This is a genomic window from Haloferula chungangensis (genome assembly GCF_042664875.1).
In the GTDB taxonomy this organism is placed as follows: domain Bacteria; phylum Verrucomicrobiota; class Verrucomicrobiia; order Verrucomicrobiales; family Akkermansiaceae; genus Haloferula; species Haloferula chungangensis.
In genome coordinates this window covers 33,618-52,289 of sequence record NZ_JBHTBS010000001.1, presented here as the reverse complement: position 1 = coordinate 52,289, position 18,672 = coordinate 33,618, and the positions used below count along the sequence as shown (strand labels likewise).

The 18,672-nt window shown below is 60.3% G+C and carries 15 protein-coding genes; 7 read left to right on the top strand and 8 right to left on the bottom strand.

From position 1 onward, the window contains the following. Positions 1-6: 6 nt before the first annotated feature. The gene (locus ACFQY0_RS00200) at positions 7-585 is read right to left on the bottom strand and encodes a hypothetical protein (protein ID WP_379707825.1); all 579 of its coding nucleotides are present in this window, start codon (positions 583-585) and stop codon (positions 7-9) included. Positions 586-615: 30 nt separating this feature from the next. Here ACFQY0_RS00200 and ACFQY0_RS00195 point away from each other — a divergent pair, with 30 nt between their 5' ends. Then, positions 616-1,197 (top strand): 5-formyltetrahydrofolate cyclo-ligase, encoded by a 582-nt coding sequence (locus ACFQY0_RS00195; RefSeq protein WP_379707823.1) that lies wholly within the window; start codon positions 616-618, stop codon positions 1,195-1,197. Positions 1,198-1,201: 4 nt separating this feature from the next. On the opposite strand, the gene ACFQY0_RS00190 is transcribed toward ACFQY0_RS00195, so the two are convergent. After that, on the bottom strand, positions 1,202-1,582 hold the full coding sequence (locus tag ACFQY0_RS00190; protein WP_379707821.1) for a Co(2+)/Mg(2+) efflux protein ApaG: 381 nt from the start codon (positions 1,580-1,582) through the stop codon (positions 1,202-1,204). Positions 1,583-1,666: 84 nt separating this feature from the next. Here ACFQY0_RS00190 and thiD point away from each other — a divergent pair, with 84 nt between their 5' ends. From thiD to ACFQY0_RS00170, 4 genes are all read left to right on the top strand, one after another. Continuing rightward, positions 1,667-2,449 (top strand): bifunctional hydroxymethylpyrimidine kinase/phosphomethylpyrimidine kinase, encoded by a 783-nt coding sequence (thiD, locus tag ACFQY0_RS00185; RefSeq protein WP_379707819.1) that lies wholly within the window; start codon positions 1,667-1,669, stop codon positions 2,447-2,449. 119 nt (positions 2,450-2,568) lie between these two features. Then, positions 2,569-3,063 carry a pantetheine-phosphate adenylyltransferase gene (coaD, locus tag ACFQY0_RS00180; RefSeq protein ID WP_379707817.1) on the top strand — a complete coding sequence of 165 codons (495 nt, stop codon included), beginning with the start codon at positions 2,569-2,571 and terminating at the stop codon, positions 3,061-3,063. 98 nt (positions 3,064-3,161) lie between these two features. Next, complete coding sequence (locus ACFQY0_RS00175) at positions 3,162-4,967, top strand: Na/Pi cotransporter family protein (protein WP_379707815.1); 1,806 nt, start codon at positions 3,162-3,164, stop codon at positions 4,965-4,967. 79 nt (positions 4,968-5,046) lie between these two features. Next, positions 5,047-6,858: a carbon starvation CstA family protein gene (locus ACFQY0_RS00170; protein ID WP_379707813.1), complete on the top strand. Its 1,812-nt coding sequence runs from the start codon at positions 5,047-5,049 to the stop codon at positions 6,856-6,858. 356 nt (positions 6,859-7,214) lie between these two features. Here the strand turns inward: ACFQY0_RS00170 and ACFQY0_RS00165 are convergent, their stop codons facing one another. From ACFQY0_RS00165 to ACFQY0_RS00140, 6 genes are all read right to left on the bottom strand, one after another. Next, complete coding sequence (locus tag ACFQY0_RS00165) at positions 7,215-9,257, bottom strand: ATP-dependent helicase (protein ID WP_379707811.1); 2,043 nt, start codon at positions 9,255-9,257, stop codon at positions 7,215-7,217. A 30-nt stretch (positions 9,258-9,287) separates the two neighbouring features. Further along, positions 9,288-10,958 carry an alanine/glycine:cation symporter family protein gene (locus tag ACFQY0_RS00160; protein WP_379707809.1) on the bottom strand — a complete coding sequence of 557 codons (1,671 nt, stop codon included), beginning with the start codon at positions 10,956-10,958 and terminating at the stop codon, positions 9,288-9,290. Between the two features lie 167 nt (positions 10,959-11,125). Beyond that, positions 11,126-13,726 (bottom strand): ATP-dependent chaperone ClpB, encoded by a 2,601-nt coding sequence (clpB, locus tag ACFQY0_RS00155; protein ID WP_379707807.1) that lies wholly within the window; start codon positions 13,724-13,726, stop codon positions 11,126-11,128. A gap of 159 nt (positions 13,727-13,885) precedes the next feature. Then, positions 13,886-14,356, bottom strand: coding sequence for a peroxiredoxin (locus ACFQY0_RS00150; RefSeq protein WP_379707805.1), 471 nt, complete (start codon positions 14,354-14,356; stop codon positions 13,886-13,888). Positions 14,357-14,404: 48 nt separating this feature from the next. Then, positions 14,405-17,116: a DUF6600 domain-containing protein gene (locus ACFQY0_RS00145; protein ID WP_379707803.1), complete on the bottom strand. Its 2,712-nt coding sequence runs from the start codon at positions 17,114-17,116 to the stop codon at positions 14,405-14,407. A gap of 50 nt (positions 17,117-17,166) precedes the next feature. After that, the gene (locus ACFQY0_RS00140) at positions 17,167-17,808 is read right to left on the bottom strand and encodes a helix-turn-helix transcriptional regulator (protein ID WP_379707801.1); all 642 of its coding nucleotides are present in this window, start codon (positions 17,806-17,808) and stop codon (positions 17,167-17,169) included. 300 nt (positions 17,809-18,108) lie between these two features. On the opposite strand from ACFQY0_RS00140, the gene ACFQY0_RS00135 reads away from it, so the two are divergent. Then, positions 18,109-18,387 (top strand): BrnT family toxin, encoded by a 279-nt coding sequence (locus ACFQY0_RS00135; RefSeq protein WP_379707799.1) that lies wholly within the window; start codon positions 18,109-18,111, stop codon positions 18,385-18,387. Positions 18,388-18,396: 9 nt separating this feature from the next. After that, positions 18,397-18,669: a CopG family antitoxin gene (locus tag ACFQY0_RS00130; RefSeq protein WP_379707797.1), complete on the top strand. Its 273-nt coding sequence runs from the start codon at positions 18,397-18,399 to the stop codon at positions 18,667-18,669. Positions 18,670-18,672 lie beyond the last annotated feature (3 nt).

The following is an 18,672-nucleotide window of genomic DNA, read 5'->3' as shown; positions in this document are numbered from 1 at the left end:
AATCGCTCAAGGCATCCCTGCCGCACCGGGCCGCGGCGTCGACTTCACATCCGTCAGCTGCGCCCACTCGAGCCGACCATGGTCAAGCCGCTGCAACTCGCAGGCATACACGGCATCTTCATTCCGCGGATCCATCTCGGCGGCCAGCTCGGTGAAGACGCGGGACAGCAGAAGGTTTTCCGCCCCCCCTTGCTGACGGAGCACCTGTCCGCGGGTGAAAAGCAATCTCGCCAACACTTCGGAGCTGTACTCGCTCGGCACGGCAGACGGCACCACGCCACGACTCAGCTGATAGCTCGCAACGAGGGCACGTTTGTTGCGCGGGGACAGATGCATCGAGAGCGCAATCAAGCGCCGTGCCTGCTCCAGTGAGGCAACCGAAGCCCCTGCCTTCGCCACGCCGTTGTTGGCATAGACCGCCAGATTCGTGGCGTACTCATCCTTCTCGCGATCGAGCATTCCCAAGTCGTCACTGAACAGCCCCGGACCAATGTTCGGCGCCTTCCATGCAAAGGCCTTCTCATCCTCTTCGGCAGAAAGCCCGAGAGTCAGCAACAGAAGCACCACTTGCCACAAACGAATCACGTCGGATATGCTCCTTTCCGAAAGGTGGCAATGCAAGAGACAAGTCCGGGCCCGAAGGCGGGAAAAGCCGATTGGCGACGCTGGTTGCGCAGGATTCTTGCCTCAATCGACGACCCGGATGCGCAATCATGCCGCATCCGAAGCCAACTCGTCGATCATCTCGGCAGCCATCCCCCACGCTGCATTGCCACATTTTCCGCCCTCCCCGGCGAGCCAGCCCTCCTTGATCTCATCGGCACCCAGCCCGATCATCGCTGGGTCCTGCCGCGTGTCATCGGCGACGAATTGCTCTTTCACCAGATCGATCACCCCGAGCAACTTCAGACCGGAGCCTTCGGCATCGCCGAACCCCCAGCCGACCTGCCGCTCGTGGCCATCGAAGAAATCGACCTCTTCCTCTGCCCTGGGCTCGGATTCGATCAGCGCGGCATGCGGCTCGGACGCGGAAAGGGATTTTACGACCGCACTCTAACAGCGGCCAAAGCGACAGCCCAAAGAATCGGCATCGCCTACCTCGAACAGATCGTCCCGCGCATTCCCTGCGATCCGCACGACGTGCCGATGGACCGGATCATCTCCTCGAACGGCGTGATCACGTGCGAAAATCCGTGAGCTGCTAGACCCAATCCGGCACCGAGAGCTCGAACGCCGGGATCTTCGCAAAAACCCACTCACCGGACGCCGTCTTCCCGAAAAAGGCGCCTTCCGCCACCGCGTCGCCGGAGATCACGTGGTAGCTGTTGTAGGAAAAATTTTCACCTGGCTCCAGCACCGGCGTCTGGCCGACGACGCCATCGCCTTCCACCACCATCACTTCCGCGCCCTCCTTCACGACCCACTTGCGTCCCTGGATCGTCACCCGCTGGCCTGAGTTGTTTTTGATCGAAATGAAATAGACGAAGGGGTGAGGTCTTTCGTCGGGCGCATCGAGACTCGGCATGTAGATGACATCGTCTACTTGCACGGACAGTCCTTTGAGCTCAGTGATGGTCGCCATTCCATCTATTCAAACGAACCACGGGAAGATGCCAAACCCCAAATTCATCGTTTCGCCTGGAATTTTTTCGCCTACCTTCTCCCCATGACTCCCATTGCCCTCAGTATTGCCGGATCCGACTGCTCTGCAGGTGCCGGACTGCAGGCCGACCTCAAGACCTTCCAACACTTCCAAACTTACGGACTCACCGCCGCGACCTGCGTTGTCGCCGAGACCCCGAAAATCGTGCTCTCCGTCCATCCGGTGCCCCCCACGATTGTCCAGGATCAAGTCGCCCTGCTGCTCAAGAGCTATCCGATTGCCGCGATCAAAACCGGCATGCTCTTCTCCAAAGCCCATGTCGTCGCCATCAGCGAACTCCTCGCCAAACATCCGGACATCCCGCTCGTCGTCGATCCCGTCATGGTCGCCTCAACCGGAGATTCCCTTCTCAAAAGGGATGCCATCGAAGCCTATCGCGAGCGACTCCTTCCCCTGGCCACCCTGATCACGCCCAATCTCGACGAAGCCGAGGTCCTCCTCGACCGCCCCATTCGCGACGAAGCCACCATCGAGACCGCTGCCACCGAGCTATCCAAGCGCTTCGGGACCGCGGTGCTTCTGAAAGGCGGCCATCTCGAGGCGCCCGAATGCGCCGACCTGCTCTGCGAGGGTGGCAAGCTCACCTGGTTCCGCAGTCCGCGCATCGACACCACCGCCTCCCACGGCACCGGCTGCACGCTTTCGGCCGCCATTGCCGCGCGGCTCGCCCACGCCGACGATCTTGCCACCGCCATTGACCGGGCGAAGACCTACCTTTCCCAAAGCCTCTCTGAAGCCCTCCAACTTGGTGAAATCCCCCACCTCAATCAAGGAACCACTTTTTGAAACCTCCTTTCTCAGCCTTGGACACCAGACGAAGAACCCGATCCATGCAGCCATTCGCCACTTCCTCACGTTCCAGCATTTGGGGTTTAAAGTTTGAATTTTAACGCTTAACCAAGTCCATGCGCACTGCGGTCTACGCCGGATCCTTCGACCCCCCGACCAACGGTCATCTCTGGATGATCGATCAAGGGCTGCAACTCTTTGATCGTTTGATCGTTGCCATCGGCAACAACCCCTCGAAGAGCTACACCTACAGTGTCGAAAAACGTCTCAGCCTGCTCCGTGCTTCGGTGCCTTCCTGCGAACGGCTCACCATCGCCCATTTCGACAACCGCTACCTCGTCGACTATGCCCGCGATCGGGACGCCCAGTTCATCCTGCGCGGCATCCGCGCGCCAGATGACTATGAGTATGAGCGAGTCATGCGTCACATCAACGCCGACCTCGCACCCAAGATAACGACCACTTTCCTGATGCCGCCTCGCGACATCGCCGAGGTTTCATCGAGCATGGTCAAAAGCCTCATCGGCCCCGATGGCTGGCAGGATACCGTACGCCGCTACGTGCCAGCCCCGGTCTTCGAGGCCCTCGCCGAGGATCTCGATCATTCCTGAAGCATTGCAATCTGCCTCTTCGCGCTTCGATATTTTCCCATATTGACTCCTTTTTGCTCGCTCGCTCGGCCCTTATGTGAGGATTTCGTCACATACTCATGTCGCTTTTAGCCGCTTCCGCCGAGCCCTCGTTTTCGTTAATTTCCACGGTCCTCAGCCTTCTTCAGGTTCTGGGCGCTCTCGGTGTCTTCCTCTTCGGGATGAAGATCATGTCGGAAGGCGTGCAGCGAGTGGCGGGTGCCAGGATGCGTGCCGCCTTGTCAGGCATCACCGGTAACCGCTTCAGCGGGATCCTCACCGGCTTTTTCACCACCTCGCTGGTCCAGTCCTCCTCGGCCACCACGGTGCTTGTCGTATCCTTCGTCAACGCCGGCCTCCTCACCCTCATCCAATCGATCGGCGTCATCATGGGCGCCAACCTTGGCACCACCATCACCGCGTGGATCGTCGCCGTGGTCGGGAAATTCGAGATTGCCAGCATCGCCCTGCCCCTCATCGGCATCGGCCTGCCCTTTCTTTTCATCGGTAAAGACAAAGGCAAAAGCTGGGGTGAGGTGCTGCTCGGGTTTGGTCTCGTCTTCTTCGGACTCGGCCTTCTCAAGGACTCCGTTCCCGACCTTCGGGAAATGCTCAAAACCGACCCCGGCACTGCAGCCACCATTCAGAACATCGTCACCTGGATGGGCGGGCGCGGATTCCTCTCCGTTCTCCTCTACCTCGTCGGCGGCATCGTTCTCACACTGCTTTGCCAGTCGTCCTCGGCTGCCATGGCCATCACCATCACTTGCGCCCTCAATGGCTGGCTTGGCGACCTCGACAATCCCATCGAAGTCTTCCGCAATTCCGCCGCCATCGTCCTCGGCGAAAACATCGGCACCACCGTCACCGCCTGGCTGGCCTCGCTCGGCGCCAACCTGAATGCGAAACGAGCCGCCCGGGCCCACTTCACCTTCAACGTCGCCGGCGTTTTGTGGATGCTCGTGGCCTTCGTTCCCTTCACCGAAATGGCTTGGAAGATCACCCACCTCCTTCCCGATTCCCTGCGCGCCGCCAAGGGTGAGTTCTCCTCCTTCGACGTCGCCTTCGCCACCGCGGTCTTCCACTCCGCCTTCAATCTCGCGAACATTCTTCTCCTCGTTCCCTTCGTCCCCCAGATCGCGCGCCTCGTCGAATGGTGGGTGCGCGACAAGTCCCCGGACTCCAACAAGACCCAGATCCGCTACATTTCCCAGGGTCTCGTCGATCTCGGCGAACTCAACCTGGCCGAGGCCGACACCGCCATCAAGGCGATGAGCAACGTCACTTCCCAGATGTTCGACGGCTTCGTAAACGTCCTCAACAACCCCGATCAGGACCTCTCCTCCGAAGTCGCCCGGCTCAAGGAAATGGAGGATCAGTGCGACCAGATGCTGCACGACATCACCTCCTACCTCATCCAGTGCTCGTCCCATGAAATCGGGCCGAGCAACGCCACCCGGATCACCGCCATGCTGCGCGTCGTCTCCGAGCACGAGGAGGCCACCGACCGGATCTATCGACTGGTCAAGACGGTGCAGAGAAAGTACGAAAAAGGTCGTCACTTCTCGGAAGAACAGCACCGGGAACTCTCCGCCATCTGCCACCAGGTTCGCGCCATCCTCGATCTCTGTGCCAATTCACTCTCAGGAATTTCCGGCGAGATGTATGAGACGGCCAACCTCCTCGAGAATCGTATCGATAAACTCCGCAAACAGCATAACAAGGGTGCGGTCAGGCGCATGCAGGCGGGCGGCGACGTCCCGACCGAAATGCTCTACACCGAGACCAACAACCATCTCGAGGCCGTTGGAAACCACGCCCTGAACATCATTCAGAATGCGGAACGCAAATCCGATACCGGCATTGGTGCCCGGGCCGACGTTTAGGCGTCCGCCCGCTGGGGAATGCCGCTTTGCAATCGGCACCTAACCCTCCCAGCCGCAGACCGCACTTTTCGTCAAACCCATGCAAACCCTCCTCATCGCCCTTGGCTCGCTGATCCTCTACCTCATCGCCTACCACACCTACGGTCGCTGGCTCGCGCGAAAGATCTTCAAGCTCGATCCTGACCGTATCCCTCCCTCCATCGAACTGCAGGACGGCAGCGACTACGTTCCGACCTCGAAAGGCGTCGTCTTCGGCCACCACTTCACCTCGATCGCCGGCACCGGCCCGATCGTCGGCCCGACCCTCGCCGTCATCTGGGGATGGGTCCCCGCACTTCTGTGGGTGCTCTTCGGCTCGATCTTCATCGGGGCCGTCCACGACTTCGGCTCGCTCTACATCTCCATGCGGAATCGCGGCCAAACCGTCGGCGACATCTCCGGCCGCGTCCTCGCCCCGCGCGCCCGCATCCTCTTCCTTTCGATCCTCTTCCTCGCCCTCACTATCGTGCTCGCGATCTTCGGGCTGGTCATCGCGAACGTGTTCAAGATGTTCCCGAGCTCGATTTTCCCCTGCCTCATCCAGATCCCCATCGCCGTCATCATCGGCATCTGGCTCCATCGCAAAGGCATCAGTCTCACCCTCCCCTCACTCATCGCCCTCGGCATCATGTACCTCAGCGTCCACTTCGGCGACTGGGGTCCGCTTCACGCCTTCAATGCCGAGCTCGCCAGTTGGTCGATCCTCTCGTGGTGCATCCTGCTACTAGTGTACTCGTACATCGCCTCGGTTCTTCCCGTCTGGGTTCTCCTCCAGCCGCGCGATTACATCAACTCCCTCCAACTCCTCTCCGCCCTCGGCCTCGTCGTCGCCGGGCTCGTCATTGCAGCACTCTTCGGAGTCGGCAGCGGGGCGGAAAAGCAGGCGCTCGAGATCGTCGCCGAGCCCATCCGCCTCGGCGAGAACGCTCCGGCCGGCGCGCCGATGATCTTCCCCTTTCTCTTTGTCACCATCGCCTGCGGTGCGATCTCCGGATTCCATTGCCTCGTCTCCTCCGGCACCTCGTCCAAGCAATTGCAATCCGAGACCGATGCCCAATTCGTCGGGTACGGCTCGATGCTCACCGAAGGCTTTCTCGCCGTGCTTGTGATCCTCGCCTGTGTCGCCGGCATCGGCCTCGGCGTCTCCTCACCGGGTGGCGAAACCCTCTTTGGCGAAGCCGCCTACCATGCCAAATACGCCGAGTGGGGTGCCGCCGGAAAAGGAGCGATCTCCGCCTTCGTCGAAGGCAGCGCGAACTTCATCAAAGCCCTCGGCCTCCCCGGCCAATTCGCCGTCGCCCTGATGGGGGTCTTCGTCGCCTCCTTCGCCGCCACCACCCTCGACAGCGCCTGCCGACTCCAGCGCTACGTCACCCAGGAACTCGGTCACGCCACCGGCATCAAGCCGCTGCAGAACAAGCACGTCGCCACCATCTTCGCCGTAGTCATTGCCGGCCTCATCGCCGCCTTGCCCGCCCCCGGAACCGCCTGGGAAGTCGCCAACCTCGGCAAAGGCGGCCTCATCCTCTGGCCCGTCTTCGGTGCCACCAACCAGCTGTTAGGCGGGATCGCCTTCCTCGTCATCCTCTTCTGGATGTGGCGTCGCGGCCTGCCGATCTGGTTCGTCGCCATCCCCGCCCTCTTCATGCTCATCCTCCCCGCCACCGCCATGATCATGCAGGTCTTCATCGGCCCTGACGCATGGCTGACAGGCGACAAACCGAACTACCTGCTTGCCACCATCGGCATCGCCACCCTCGCCCTCGAAGCCTGGATCCTCGTCGAAGCCGCCAAAGCCTGGCCCAAAGCCAAAGGCATCCTCGAAGCCCCACCCACCAGCGAGCCCGCCTGAAAAAATCCGGTGGTCGAGCGTAGCGACACCACCGGATCACAATCACCCAGTGAAGCGCACCCCGGCGGGGGTGCCAGACCGGATGTTACCCCACCGGCGCCGAATCCCACCAACGCTCCGCCTCTTCTGGCGAATTTACAATTTGCCCCTTCCGAGAGCTTTCCCTCGGCAAACAGAACGCGACACTTCGATAAGCTGCAAGGTCGGGGCATGGCCCAAGAGTCCACTCGTCCAAGGCATCCAACATCGGAGACTCGAGCCCTTTCAAGGACCACCTGAAAGGAACGACAAACCCTCCCCCTTTCGCGACCTTCGCGTCCTTCGCGTCCTTCTGTAAAGAACCCCAAAGCCCCAGCTCAAAACGGCTCGTCCACTCCTTCGTGATCCCAACTCGGCCCGACTTGCCATTCCTCGACCAATGCCTTCGGAAAATCATCGAGAAAACGCGACGGTCGCTGGATCACATCGCCGGTGTAGCTCTTCGGATTGATCAGCGGGTAGCTCATGTACAGCTCATCCTTCGCGCGGGTGATCGCGACGTAGAACAGGCGCCGCTCCTCTTCCATCATCGCGTCATCCTCCGCTTCGATGACCCGGCCATTCGGAAACTGGCCGTCCGCCAGCCAGATCACGAACACCACTTTCCATTCCAAGCCCTTCGCTTGGTGGATCGATGACAGCGTGACCTTCTCGTCATCGCGCTCCGACTTGTCTCCCGTCGGCTCGCCGTCCGCCGAACTCAGCAGGGAAAGCTGCGCCAGGAACTCCAGCACGTCATCGAAGTTCATGCCGTAGCTCATCAGCTGCTCGATGTCATTGCGACGATTCTCGGCATTGTCGTAGCTCGCGCAGAGGTAGTCGTCGTACATGCCTTCGAGCACGCTGTAGACCATGTCGGAGGGCTTGGCGAATTCGCCGTTGGGCGTCAGTTCGTCAAAGATGTAGCCGAGCTGTTTCCAATGCGTCTCCGCCTTCTTCGGTGGCTTGAAGGTCGAGAGCACTTCCGACCATGGCGGCGTGTCTTCCTTCACCGCCCAGCCGGTCTTCAGCCACTGCGCCCACATCTTGTCCGCGCCTTTTGCGCCGATCCCGGGAAGGAGCAGGACGATCCGTTTGAAACTCGTCTCGTCGCGGCGATTCGTCGCGAACCTCAGAAAGGACGCGATGTCCTTGATGTGCGCCTGCTCGAAGAACCGCAGGCCGCTGGTGATCGAAAAAGGAATCCCGCGCGAGGTTAGCTCCATCTGCACTTCGAGCGACTGGAAGTGCGCCCGGTAGAGCACGGCCATTTCCTCCAGCGGAATCCCCTCGTCCCGCAGTTCGAGAATCCGCTGTGAGATGAACTGCGACTGAAGCGAGGGATCCTGCAGGGGCACCAGAGCCGGCTTCACACCCAGTGCCTCACGCGACGACCGAAGGTCTTTGTCGAAGCGTTCGAGGTTCGCCTTGATCGCTGCATTCGAGAGATCGAGAATCTCCGGCACGCTGCGGTAGTTCGTCTCGATCTTGAAAACCTTGCAGCCGGCGTGCCGCTTCGGAAACGAGAGGATGTTCCCCATGTCTGCTCCGCGCCATGAGTAAATCGACTGCGCGTCATCCCCCACCGCCATCACACTCGACCCGCCAGCGACGAGCAGATCGATCAGCTCCGTTTGCACCGAGTTGGTGTCCTGATACTCGTCGACGAGAATGTGGCGGAAGCGCTTCTGATAGAGTTTGAGCAAGTCCTCGTTTTCCTTCAGCAGGCGAAGCGTCAGCACGAGCAGGTCATCGAAATCCATCGAGTTCGTCTCCAGCTTTCGCTTCACGTAGCCCTTGTGGACTTTCTCGATTTCCTCCTGCCAGTCATCGAAGTAGGGATAGCGATGCATGATCACTTCCTCCAGACTTTCCCCGGTGTTCTCGACGAGGCTGAACATTGAGGCGAGCACGTCCGCCTTTGGAAAGCGCCGCGACTTGGTATCGATGTCCAGTGCACCGATCACCGAGCTGAGCAGGGACTTCTGGTCGTCGCGATCGAGAATGGAAAAGGCCTTGGTGAATCCGAGGTCCTCGGCATGCCGCCGCAGGATGCGGTTTCCGATCGAGTGAAAGGTGCCGCTCCAAAGTGCCGAGACATCGTGAGGCACCAGCGTCCTGACCCGCTCGGTCATCTCGCGAGCTGCCTTGTTGGTAAAGGTCAGCAGCAGGATATTTCGGGCGTCCACCCCCTGATCGAGCAGGTAGGCGACGCGATAGGTCAGCGTCCTCGTCTTCCCCGATCCCGCGCCTGCGATCACCAATGTGGGTCCCGGCGGTGAGGTCACCGCCCCGAATTGCTCGTCATTGAGCTCCGCTCGATAATCGATTCCCGAGGAGGAAGCGCTTTCCCGACGATTCAGCGTGTACTCGCGAGCCATGGCCCTACGATGGGGCAAGCTTGAGCGTGATCAAGCCCCTCCGCCATCAATCTTCTCCACCTCCGCGAGAGCCTCATCCTGTGATTTCCCCGCATCGACCTTCTTCGTGTAGGCGATGTATTTGTTGAGCTCACGGAAAACCACCGGCATCAGGACATAGACCCCGATCAGGTTCGGAATGCTCATCGCGAAGAGCGAGGCATCGGAGAAATCAATGGCATTCGACATCGAAGCGGAAGCGCCCGCAACGATGATCAGACAGAAGATGACTTTGTAGATCAGCTCAACCACCTTGTTCTGACCAAATAGGAACTGCCAGGCCTGGAGCCCGTAGTAGCTCCAGGTAATCAAGGTCGAGAAGGCGAAAAGTAGCACGCAGGCAAAGAGCATGTACTTGAATCCATCTGATACCGTCTCAAAGGCTGCTGACGTGAGGCCGATGCCGAATGCCGTACCATTGTTTGACGCCGCACCTAGTTCGAAGGCCTGCCCGTTCACCGTGAATGCGCCGCTATCGCCTTCGAAATACATTGAGGTAACGATCACCAGCGAGGTCATGGTGCAGACGACGACGGTGTCAATAAAGGGTTCCAACAAAGCGACGACCCCTTCACTCGCAGGCATCCGGGTTTTTGCTGCGGCGTGCGCAATTGGCGCGGATCCAATGCCTGCCTCATTCGAAAAAGTCGCACGGCGCATCCCCCAGATGAATGCCGCCAAGAAGCCTCCGGTCACTGCCGCTCTTGGCTTGAATGCTTCCGAGATGATCTCGCTGATCGCCTCCGGGATGTGGCCAGCGTTCACGATCAGCACGATCAAGGCACTGACCAGATAAACGACGCACATTACTGGCACTAACTTGGAGGTCACCTTCGCGATCCCCTTGATGCCGCCAATGATCACCAGTCCCGTGATCACGGCGATAATGACTCCGAAGATCCATTGCCTGCCGTAGAAGAAACTTTGCTCGCCTCCCGTCACGTTCAGCAGCTGGGCCGTGGCTTGATTGATCTGGAAAACATTGCCACCGCCGAAAGAGGCGAACACGCAGAAGATCGCGAAAAGAACCGCCAGCACCACTCCCACCGGCTTCATGCCAAGTTCGGCGAAGCCCTTGGATAGGTATTGCATCGCTCCGCCGTGAATTCGCCCTTCCTTGTCGATTGTCCGGTATTTCACCCCCAGCGTGCACTCCGCAAATTTCGTCGCCATCCCGAGAAAGCCGCTCAGGAACAACCAGAAAGCGACGCCTGGACCTGCGATTGCGATGCCGATCGCCACGCCCGCGATGTTTCCGAGTCCTACCGTGCCTGAGACGGCGGCCGTCAGGGCCTGAAAGTGGGTGATCTCTCCAGGATCGCTTTCACTGCTGTATTTCCCCCGCACAGTCCGGACGGCGAGCGGAAAAGCGCGGATATTGATGAAACGGAAGGCGATCGTGGTCACCACACCGGCCAGGGCCAACCAAAGAACCACCCAAAGGACATCGTAGCCGGCGATTCTAACGCTTGAGAAGATCCCTCCGACAAACCATCCCGTGGCGCTTCCGAAGCCTTGATCGAGCTGTTCATCAATGGATTTCTCGACGGCCACTTCCGCCGACCCCGGATCCTCCGCAGCTAACAAAGGCACACTTACGGCCAAAAATATCAGCAAAGCAGGCAGCAAAAATCCGAGGCGGGAAAGCAATCGTCCGGTCATGTTCCGCGAAACGTGGCAATTTGCGTGCCAACCGGCAAGCGTGGAGGTGGAAGGTGACGCATCGGAGCGGGCACGCCCTCGCGTCGCCCTCCTCAGAGCCCACTTCTCGTCCCTCCACCCGTCCCTTCTCGTCCCTCCACCCGTCCCTTGTCACCCGGGCCCGATCATTACTCCTGGCCCGACGACGACGGTGCACCGCCGGCGAACACGATCCTGCCATCCTTCACATCGGCTTCGATCACGTCGCCATCGACGAACTTCCCATCGAGGATTTCCAGCGATAGCTCGTCTAGCAGATGCCGCTGGATTGCCCGCTTCAGAGGACGCGCTCCATAGACCGGATCGTAGCCTTGATTGCCGATGTATTCCTTTGCCTCCGGACTGAGCGCCAGCCCAAGTCCCTGTTTGGCCAATCGCTTGCGGACCATTTCCAGCTGGAGATCGACGATGGTTGTCAGCTCTTCCCGCGCCAATCGGTCGAAGATCACGGTTTCGTCGATGCGGTTCAGGAACTCCGGCCGGAAGTGCCCGCGCAGGGCTTCCATCACTTTTGCCTCGCGCTGCTCGGCATTCTCCTCGCCGAGGATGAACTGCGAACCGATGTTCGAAGTCATGATCAGCACCGTGTTGCGGAAATCCACCGTGCGGCCCTGGCCATCGGTGATCCGTCCATCGTCGAGGACTTGCAGCAGCACGTTGAAGACATCCGGATGCGCTTTCTCGATTTCATCGAAAAGCACCACCGAATACGGCTTCCGCCGAACATGCTCGGAGAGCTGGCCGCCCTCATCGTAGCCAACATATCCCGGAGGGGCACCGATCAATCGCGCCACGCTGTGCTTCTCCATGTATTCCGACATGTCGATCCGCACCATCGCGCTCTCGTCGTCAAAGAGGAACTCCGCCAGGGCTTTCGACAGCTCGGTCTTTCCGACGCCTGTCGGTCCGAGGAAAAGGAACGAGCCGATCGGACGAATTTCATCCTGCAAGCCGGCACGGGCTCGCCGGACGGCATTGGATACGGCACTGATAGCCGTCCTTTGTCCGATGACCCGTTCGCCGAGACGTTCTTCCATCTTCACCAGCTTCTCTTTCTCGCCCTCCTGCAGGCGCGAGACCGGGATGCCTGTCCAGGACGCCACCACCCGCGCGATGTCTTCCTCGGTCACTTCCTCTTTCAGAATCGCGCCACTGCGCTGCAGGCCTTCGAGCTGCTTCTGCGCCGCATCCAGCGCACGCTCCGCTTCCGGAATGGCGCCGTAGGTGATCTCCGAGGCACGTGTTAGATCCCCGAGCCGCTGCGCCTGCTCGGCCTCGGTTTTCAGCGTGTCGATCTTCGTCTGCTGCTCGCGCACGCGGTCGATGACTTCCTTCTCATTGCGCCACTGCGCCATAAGTCCGGCTGACTTCTCCTTCAGGTTTGCCTGCTCTTCCTTGACCTTCTCAAGTCGAAGCGCGGATGCCTTGTCGGACTCCTTCTCGAGCGCCTTCTTCTCCATCTCAAGCTGCATCGCCTCGCGCTCGAGCTGATCGATTTCCGTAGGCATCGAATCCAGCTCGATCTTCAGTCGAGAAGCCGCCTCATCCATCAGATCCACGGCCTTGTCCGGCAGGAAGCGATCCGAGATATAGCGGTCCGAAAGTACTGCGGCTGCGACGAGTGCACCGTCCTGAATGCGCACGCCATGGTGCACCTCGTAGCGCTCCTTCAAGCCGCGAAGAATCGCGATGCTGTCCTCCACCGACGGCTCGCCGACCTTCACCGGCTGGAAGCGACGCTCCAGCGCCGCATCCTTCTCGATATATTTGCGATACTCATCGAGTGTCGTCGCACCAATCGTCCGCAGCTCGCCGCGGGCAAGCTGGGGTTTGAGCAGATTCGACGCGTCCACCGCGCCCTCACTCGCCCCCGCCCCGACGATGGTATGGAGCTCGTCGATGAAGAGCACGATCTCTCCCTCGGACTCCGTGACTTCCTTCAAAAATGCCTTCAAGCGATCCTCGAACTCACCACGGAACTTGGCCCCGGCGAGCATGCTGCCGAGGTCCATGGCAATGATGCGCTTGTTCTTCATCGAATCCGGCACGTCGCCGGAGACAATCCGTCGCGCGAGTCCTTCCACGATAGCCGTCTTGCCGACCCCCGGTTCGCCAATCAGCACCGGGTTGTTCTTGGTGCGGCGGGAAAGCACCTGCAGTACCCGACGGATCTCATGATCGCGCCCGATCACCGGGTCGATCTTCCCTTTGCGGGCTCGCGCAGTCAGGTCCGTGCCGTATTTTTCAAGCGTCTGATATTTCCCTTCAGGATCCTCGTCGGTGACTTTCTGCGAGCCGCGAATGCCATCGAGGGCCTCCCGTGCATTCTTTTCTGTTAGACCGGCGGCCGCGAGTTCCTTGCCAGCTGGCGAGTCGGCTTTCAGCGCGCCCAGGATGAAGTGCTCGACCGACAAAAACTCGTCGCCCATCGACTCCCGGATTTCATCGGCGGCATCCAGGGTGGTGCGCAGGCCATAGCTGAGTTGGGGTTGCGAGGTCGCTCCCTGCTGGCTCGGCTCTTTCGACAAAGCCGTGGCCACGCCAGCCTTGAGCTTGGTCAAGTCGACGCCCGCCCTTTCGAGGATTGGCACGGTGATGCCGCCCTCCTGCTGAAGGAGGGAAAAAAGCACATGGATGCTCTTCAATTCAGGATGCGCTGACTTCGAAGCAAGCCGCTGGGCTGCCTGAAGTGCCTCCTGCAGTTTGGTGGTCATTTTATCGAGTCCCATAATCGTTCTGTAATGAATTTAGTGATTTTCAAACCGGGTGCCAGCCCCGGCTTATGATTTACTGATCATAGGATGTCATAGCAGCTTGTTTATTCAAAAATTTTGGCACATTTTCTCACTATGTTCCCTGGGGTCGGATGCGTTGGCCGCGTCGGATTCTCAGGCCAGCGCTTCCTTGAGAAGCTCGAGGTGCTTCTTTGGAGCGACCTTCTCGAGCACGCTTTCGATGCTGCCATCCTTACCGATGACGAAGGTGCTGCGCTCGGTGCCCATGTACTTTTTTCCGTACATCGATTTCTCCACCCACACGCCGTAGCGCTCGACGATTGCCTTGTCGGTATCGGCGATCAGCGGGTAGGGCAAATGCTGTTTCTCGATGAACTTTCGGTGGCTTTTTACGTCGTCGATGCTGACGCCATAGACCTTCACATCATCCGGTAAGTCCTGCCAGCCATCGCGCAGCGCACAGGCCTGAGTCGTGCAGCCGGGTGTCTGGTCTTTCGGGTAAAAAACCAGCACCACCCGGGATCCACGCAATGCGGAAAGGGTGATGCTGCTGGAGTCATCGCAGCCTTCGCCCGCCACGGGAGCGGTGAAGTCCGGAGCTTGATCGCCGATCTGAGGTTTCATGGCCGCCAGCCTGACCATGATCCCGTCCCGTGCAAGCTCCCGAATGCCTCAACGACTTCTGCGACGATCCTGCGGTTCGCGAGCCCTCTCACGCTGGCGCTCCTGTGCTTCACGGGCTCGTTCCTGGTTCTCCTGCTGCTGGCGGGCGCGCTGCTCGGCAGCCTCCCGGGCCCGTTCCTGCTGCTGTCTCGCCTGCTCCTGGGCGGCCCGCCGTGATTCTTCCTGACGACGTGCCGTTTCAGCCTGCTGCTGAGCGCGTTGTTCGGCGGCCCTTTGAGCTGCCTGGGCTCTTTCACGTGCTGCTTGCTCGGCGGCCTGACGCTCTAACATCTGCCTCTGCCTCGCCTGCTCGGCCTGGATCTGAGCCCGCTGCTCGGCCGCTTTCTGAGCGGCTTGCTCCCTTTCACGTGCCGCCTGCTCGTTGGCCCGACGCTCCACCATCTCTCTTTGCCTTGCCTGCTGTTCAGCCAGTTGCTCCGCAGCCCTCTCAGCGGCCCGCTCTCTTTCACGCGCCGCCTGCTCGGCCGCTTGCCGCTCTAACATCTCTCTCTGTTTGGCCTGCTCCGCTTGCAGACGTGACTGCTCCTGAGCTCGTTCCTGCTGCTCGCGGACCTTGCGCTGCACTTCCAGCCTCGCCTGAACCTGTGCCGCCTGGTTCGGACTCTGATGAAGACGAGGCCGATTCCGCTCAGCGGCCTCTGCTTGGGCTTGGGCTTGGGCTTGGGCTTGGGCTTGGGCTTGGGCTTGGGCTTGGGCTTGGGCTTGGGCTTGAGCTTGAGCTTGTTGGCTTGCTTCGCGGGAGGCTTGAGCGGCTTTCTCGGCGCGCAGTCTATCCTCTCTGGCGCTGGCAGCCGCTTGCCGACGATCGCCATTTGCTGCTTGCTGAGCTCCGACTCGGCGCTCCTCTTCCTGACGCCTGCGGGCCTCATCATTCTGCTGAGTTGCCCGGTCCCGCGCCTCCTGCTGCTGCCGGCGATTTTCCGCGTTCTCGGCCATCCGATCTTCCGTCGGAGAGCTCGGCTCCCCCGATGGTCTCGGCGGCGCGGGGCTCGACGGCGGCGCTTCAGGCATCGGAGCCTGAGGCCTTGCGGGACGAGTCATCGGAGATGGTGAAACCTGGTCGGTGGCACGAAGCTCCGGCTTGCCACTGCTGGGACCTGGGTTTGGCCGACTGGGAGCCACCGCCATCGCATCGCCGCTCCTCGGACCATTTCGTGGCGGAGTCTTTCCCGATCCGTCCCCCCGATCCGAAGGGTTTCTTCCTGCACCTGGCTTGCGATCGTTTCCCACTACTGGAGCGCCGCGCTCCGGTTCCCTCGCGGTCGGTCCTTGAGCAGGAGTCCGGTCTGAACCGTCAGGAGTCGGTGGGTTTTGAAAAGTGACCTTTCTCGCGAAGCTCTCGCGAACCCGCGCCTGGGCTGCCGCGACTTTTTCACGGTTGGCCTGGAGTTGTTTCTCGCGAGCCGACTCGAGATCCTGATTCTTTTTCGACCAGTTCTGAGCATTGTCCCGCTGGCGTTCCCGTGACTCGGCGAGGCGACGTGACCAGATTTGCTGGAGACCATTTTCGGATCTTACCACCTGGACATCCTTCCACGAATCGGCGACTCGCTTTGGTTTCAAACGTGGATTCCACGGCGCGTCGACGGAGGGAGCAAAAACCTGGAGATGATGGCCGCGCTGAACTCCATGGCGAATCCCGCGATGGGCCGGTCCACGACCCATCCCGCCGACCGAATCAATGTCGAGCTGATAGACAGGCCATGGCTTGTTCACCTTTTGGCGAATCGGAGCATACTTCGGTCCACCGGAAATGATCCTGTTATGTTGGTATTGGATGTTCGTGCAGCCCCGCGTGGTGCGGAAGAAGCCCGCATTCCGATTCACGGGATAGCAGTGCTGCGCCAGCGGGTCCGCCATGTAACGGGTTTCGACGAAGGTGAAGGATGCGCTGGAGATTCCCAGGTCGATGTCGACGCTGGCACCCCAGCCGCGGCCACGATAGGCAAGGGTCTCGGGGGGCAGCGGCGCCCAGCCGACATGACCAGCCCCCTCACGCCAGGCACACCACGAAGGTGCCCACTCACTGCCCGGCACCCAGCACCAGCCTCGGCCGGATAGCAAGGCCCAGCGGCCGTAGTGGAACGTCGCCCAACCAAAGGGCTCATCCGACCGCCAGGTCCAACCAAGATTCGTGCACACCCACCTGCCGTAGGTGTAGGGCCTCCAGGATCGGTTCTGAACGACCACGGTCGGCTGAAAAACGTAGCCGTAGTCCGGAGTTTCAAACCAGCTCCCATGGGGCTCAAGTTCTTCGTAGAAAAGATCGTAGTCGGCTACCGGCTCTTGAACCACTTCCGGTTCCTCTGGAGTCCAATCGGCAATCAGGGTCGTTCCCGCCTGCTCCTTTTCCACCGCGGTAAGTTCCTGCTCACGAATCGCCAGCGCCTCCTGCTCGGCGGTCAGCGCTTCCGCCGCAAGCCGAGCCTGCTCGTCCTGCATTTCGAGCTCCGAGGCGCGCTGCTCCAGCTCCCATTCCTTTGCCGTCAGTGCCGCCTCTCGCTGCATCCGCAACTCCTCCTTCGCCGCCTCCAGAGCCTCCCGTTCGGCCTGCAGACGCGAGCGTTCGCCTTCCAAGGCCTCGGCGGCGGCCTGAACCGCGTTCTGATCCTCATCGGTCCGCCCTTGGCGATCCGCCGGACGCTGGCAGGAATTCATGGCGGCGGCTGCCAGGAGCGGGAGAATGATACGGTTCTTCATGTCGATGCGATTGGTGACATCGAGTAAGACCGCCCACAGCTCATTCCTATTCAATCCCCTTTCACACCCAGGGTCAGCACTTCGTAATCAACTCGCGCCGGGCCCGCCCGCCCTCCGGGAATCTCCCTTCGCACCACCTTCGTGCCGAGCAGCTCCTCCAGCATCCGAAGCTCGAACTGAATCGCATTGGGGTAGACCTCGAAAACCGGATTCAGCGGGTGATGGAATTCCTCGATTCGAAAACCCGCCTCCGGGTCATACTTGCAGCGTCCGAAGCAGCCCTCCTTTTCCCGCAGTGCGGAAAGCAGAGTCGCCTTCTCAACCAGGGATTTCGCCTTCGCCAGGCGCGGCTGCCAGGATTCGCCAAGCTGCTTAAAATACTGCAGGAGCAAGCGCTCGGGTGCTGTGCCGCCGAAGAGCTGCCGCGAGGCCTCCAGCAGCTCCAGACTCAAATGAGTGCCGGCCGCCGGGAAAAGCTGATCCGCCTTCTGGGTCAGCCGATACATGATTTCCGGACGCCCCACGCCGCTGCGCGGCACCCGCCAAGTCTCGACAAAGCCCTGCTTCACCAGCGCCTCGCACTGATCCTTGATCCCCATGTAGCTGCCTCCCAGGCGTCGCTGCAATTCCGGAACCGGCAAGCCGCCCGAGCACTTCAGCTCGTCGATGATATTCACCCACGGCTTTTTCACCAATTCTCGAAACCCGGCCAAAAACACGTTTGCAAGTTCCTTGTCCTTCACCCTCAGCGCAATCCCTAATCAGGTCCTCCAGTGACATGATGCCTTTCCGAAGAACTCGTCCCATCGACTCCCCCGGGGGCTCAATCACCTCGTCCGACCCGATCGATCCTGAAGACCCTGATGCCATCCTTCACCGGAAATGCAGGCTAGAAATTCTCCCGGCAGGTTCTATTTTTGCCGCTGCTCAGGAAGAGGCATGTTTCCGCTTCCCCATCCTCCCAATCCCGTGTTCCCTCGCTGCAAGTAACTATGGAAATCGACCTCATCGACGTTCACTTCGACCTCAAGGACATCCGTCCTCGGGAGCTCGAGGAAACGCTGGAAGACCCCTTCGCCGTGCGCTTTCTGCCCGACAATGATCGGCCCGATAGCGAATCCCGCTACTTCGCCCTCGGCCGCACCGTCGCCGACCGCCATCTCTTCATCTGCTTCCGCACCGATGGAAAGACCGCGCGCGTCATCGCCGCCCGCGAAATGACCGAAGGCGAGCAGCGCTTTTACGAACGGAAATACGCCGAATTCAAATAATCACCCGTCATGCAATCCGTATCCGACTGGGACAAGATTCCCGACTTCGAAGACGAAGAAGAAGAAGCCAAATTCTGGCTTGAACACGAGCTCGACGGCCGCCTCATGGCCGGCTCCGTCCACCAGCCCGACTCGCGCGAATCCACGACCATTACCCTGCGCTTCGACCCCCGCATGCTTTCGCGCATCAAGCGCATCGCCCGCACCCGCTTCCTCAACTATCAATCGATGATGAAGCAGTGGCTCGCCGAGCGTCTCGAAGACGAAATCCGCAAGCAATAATGG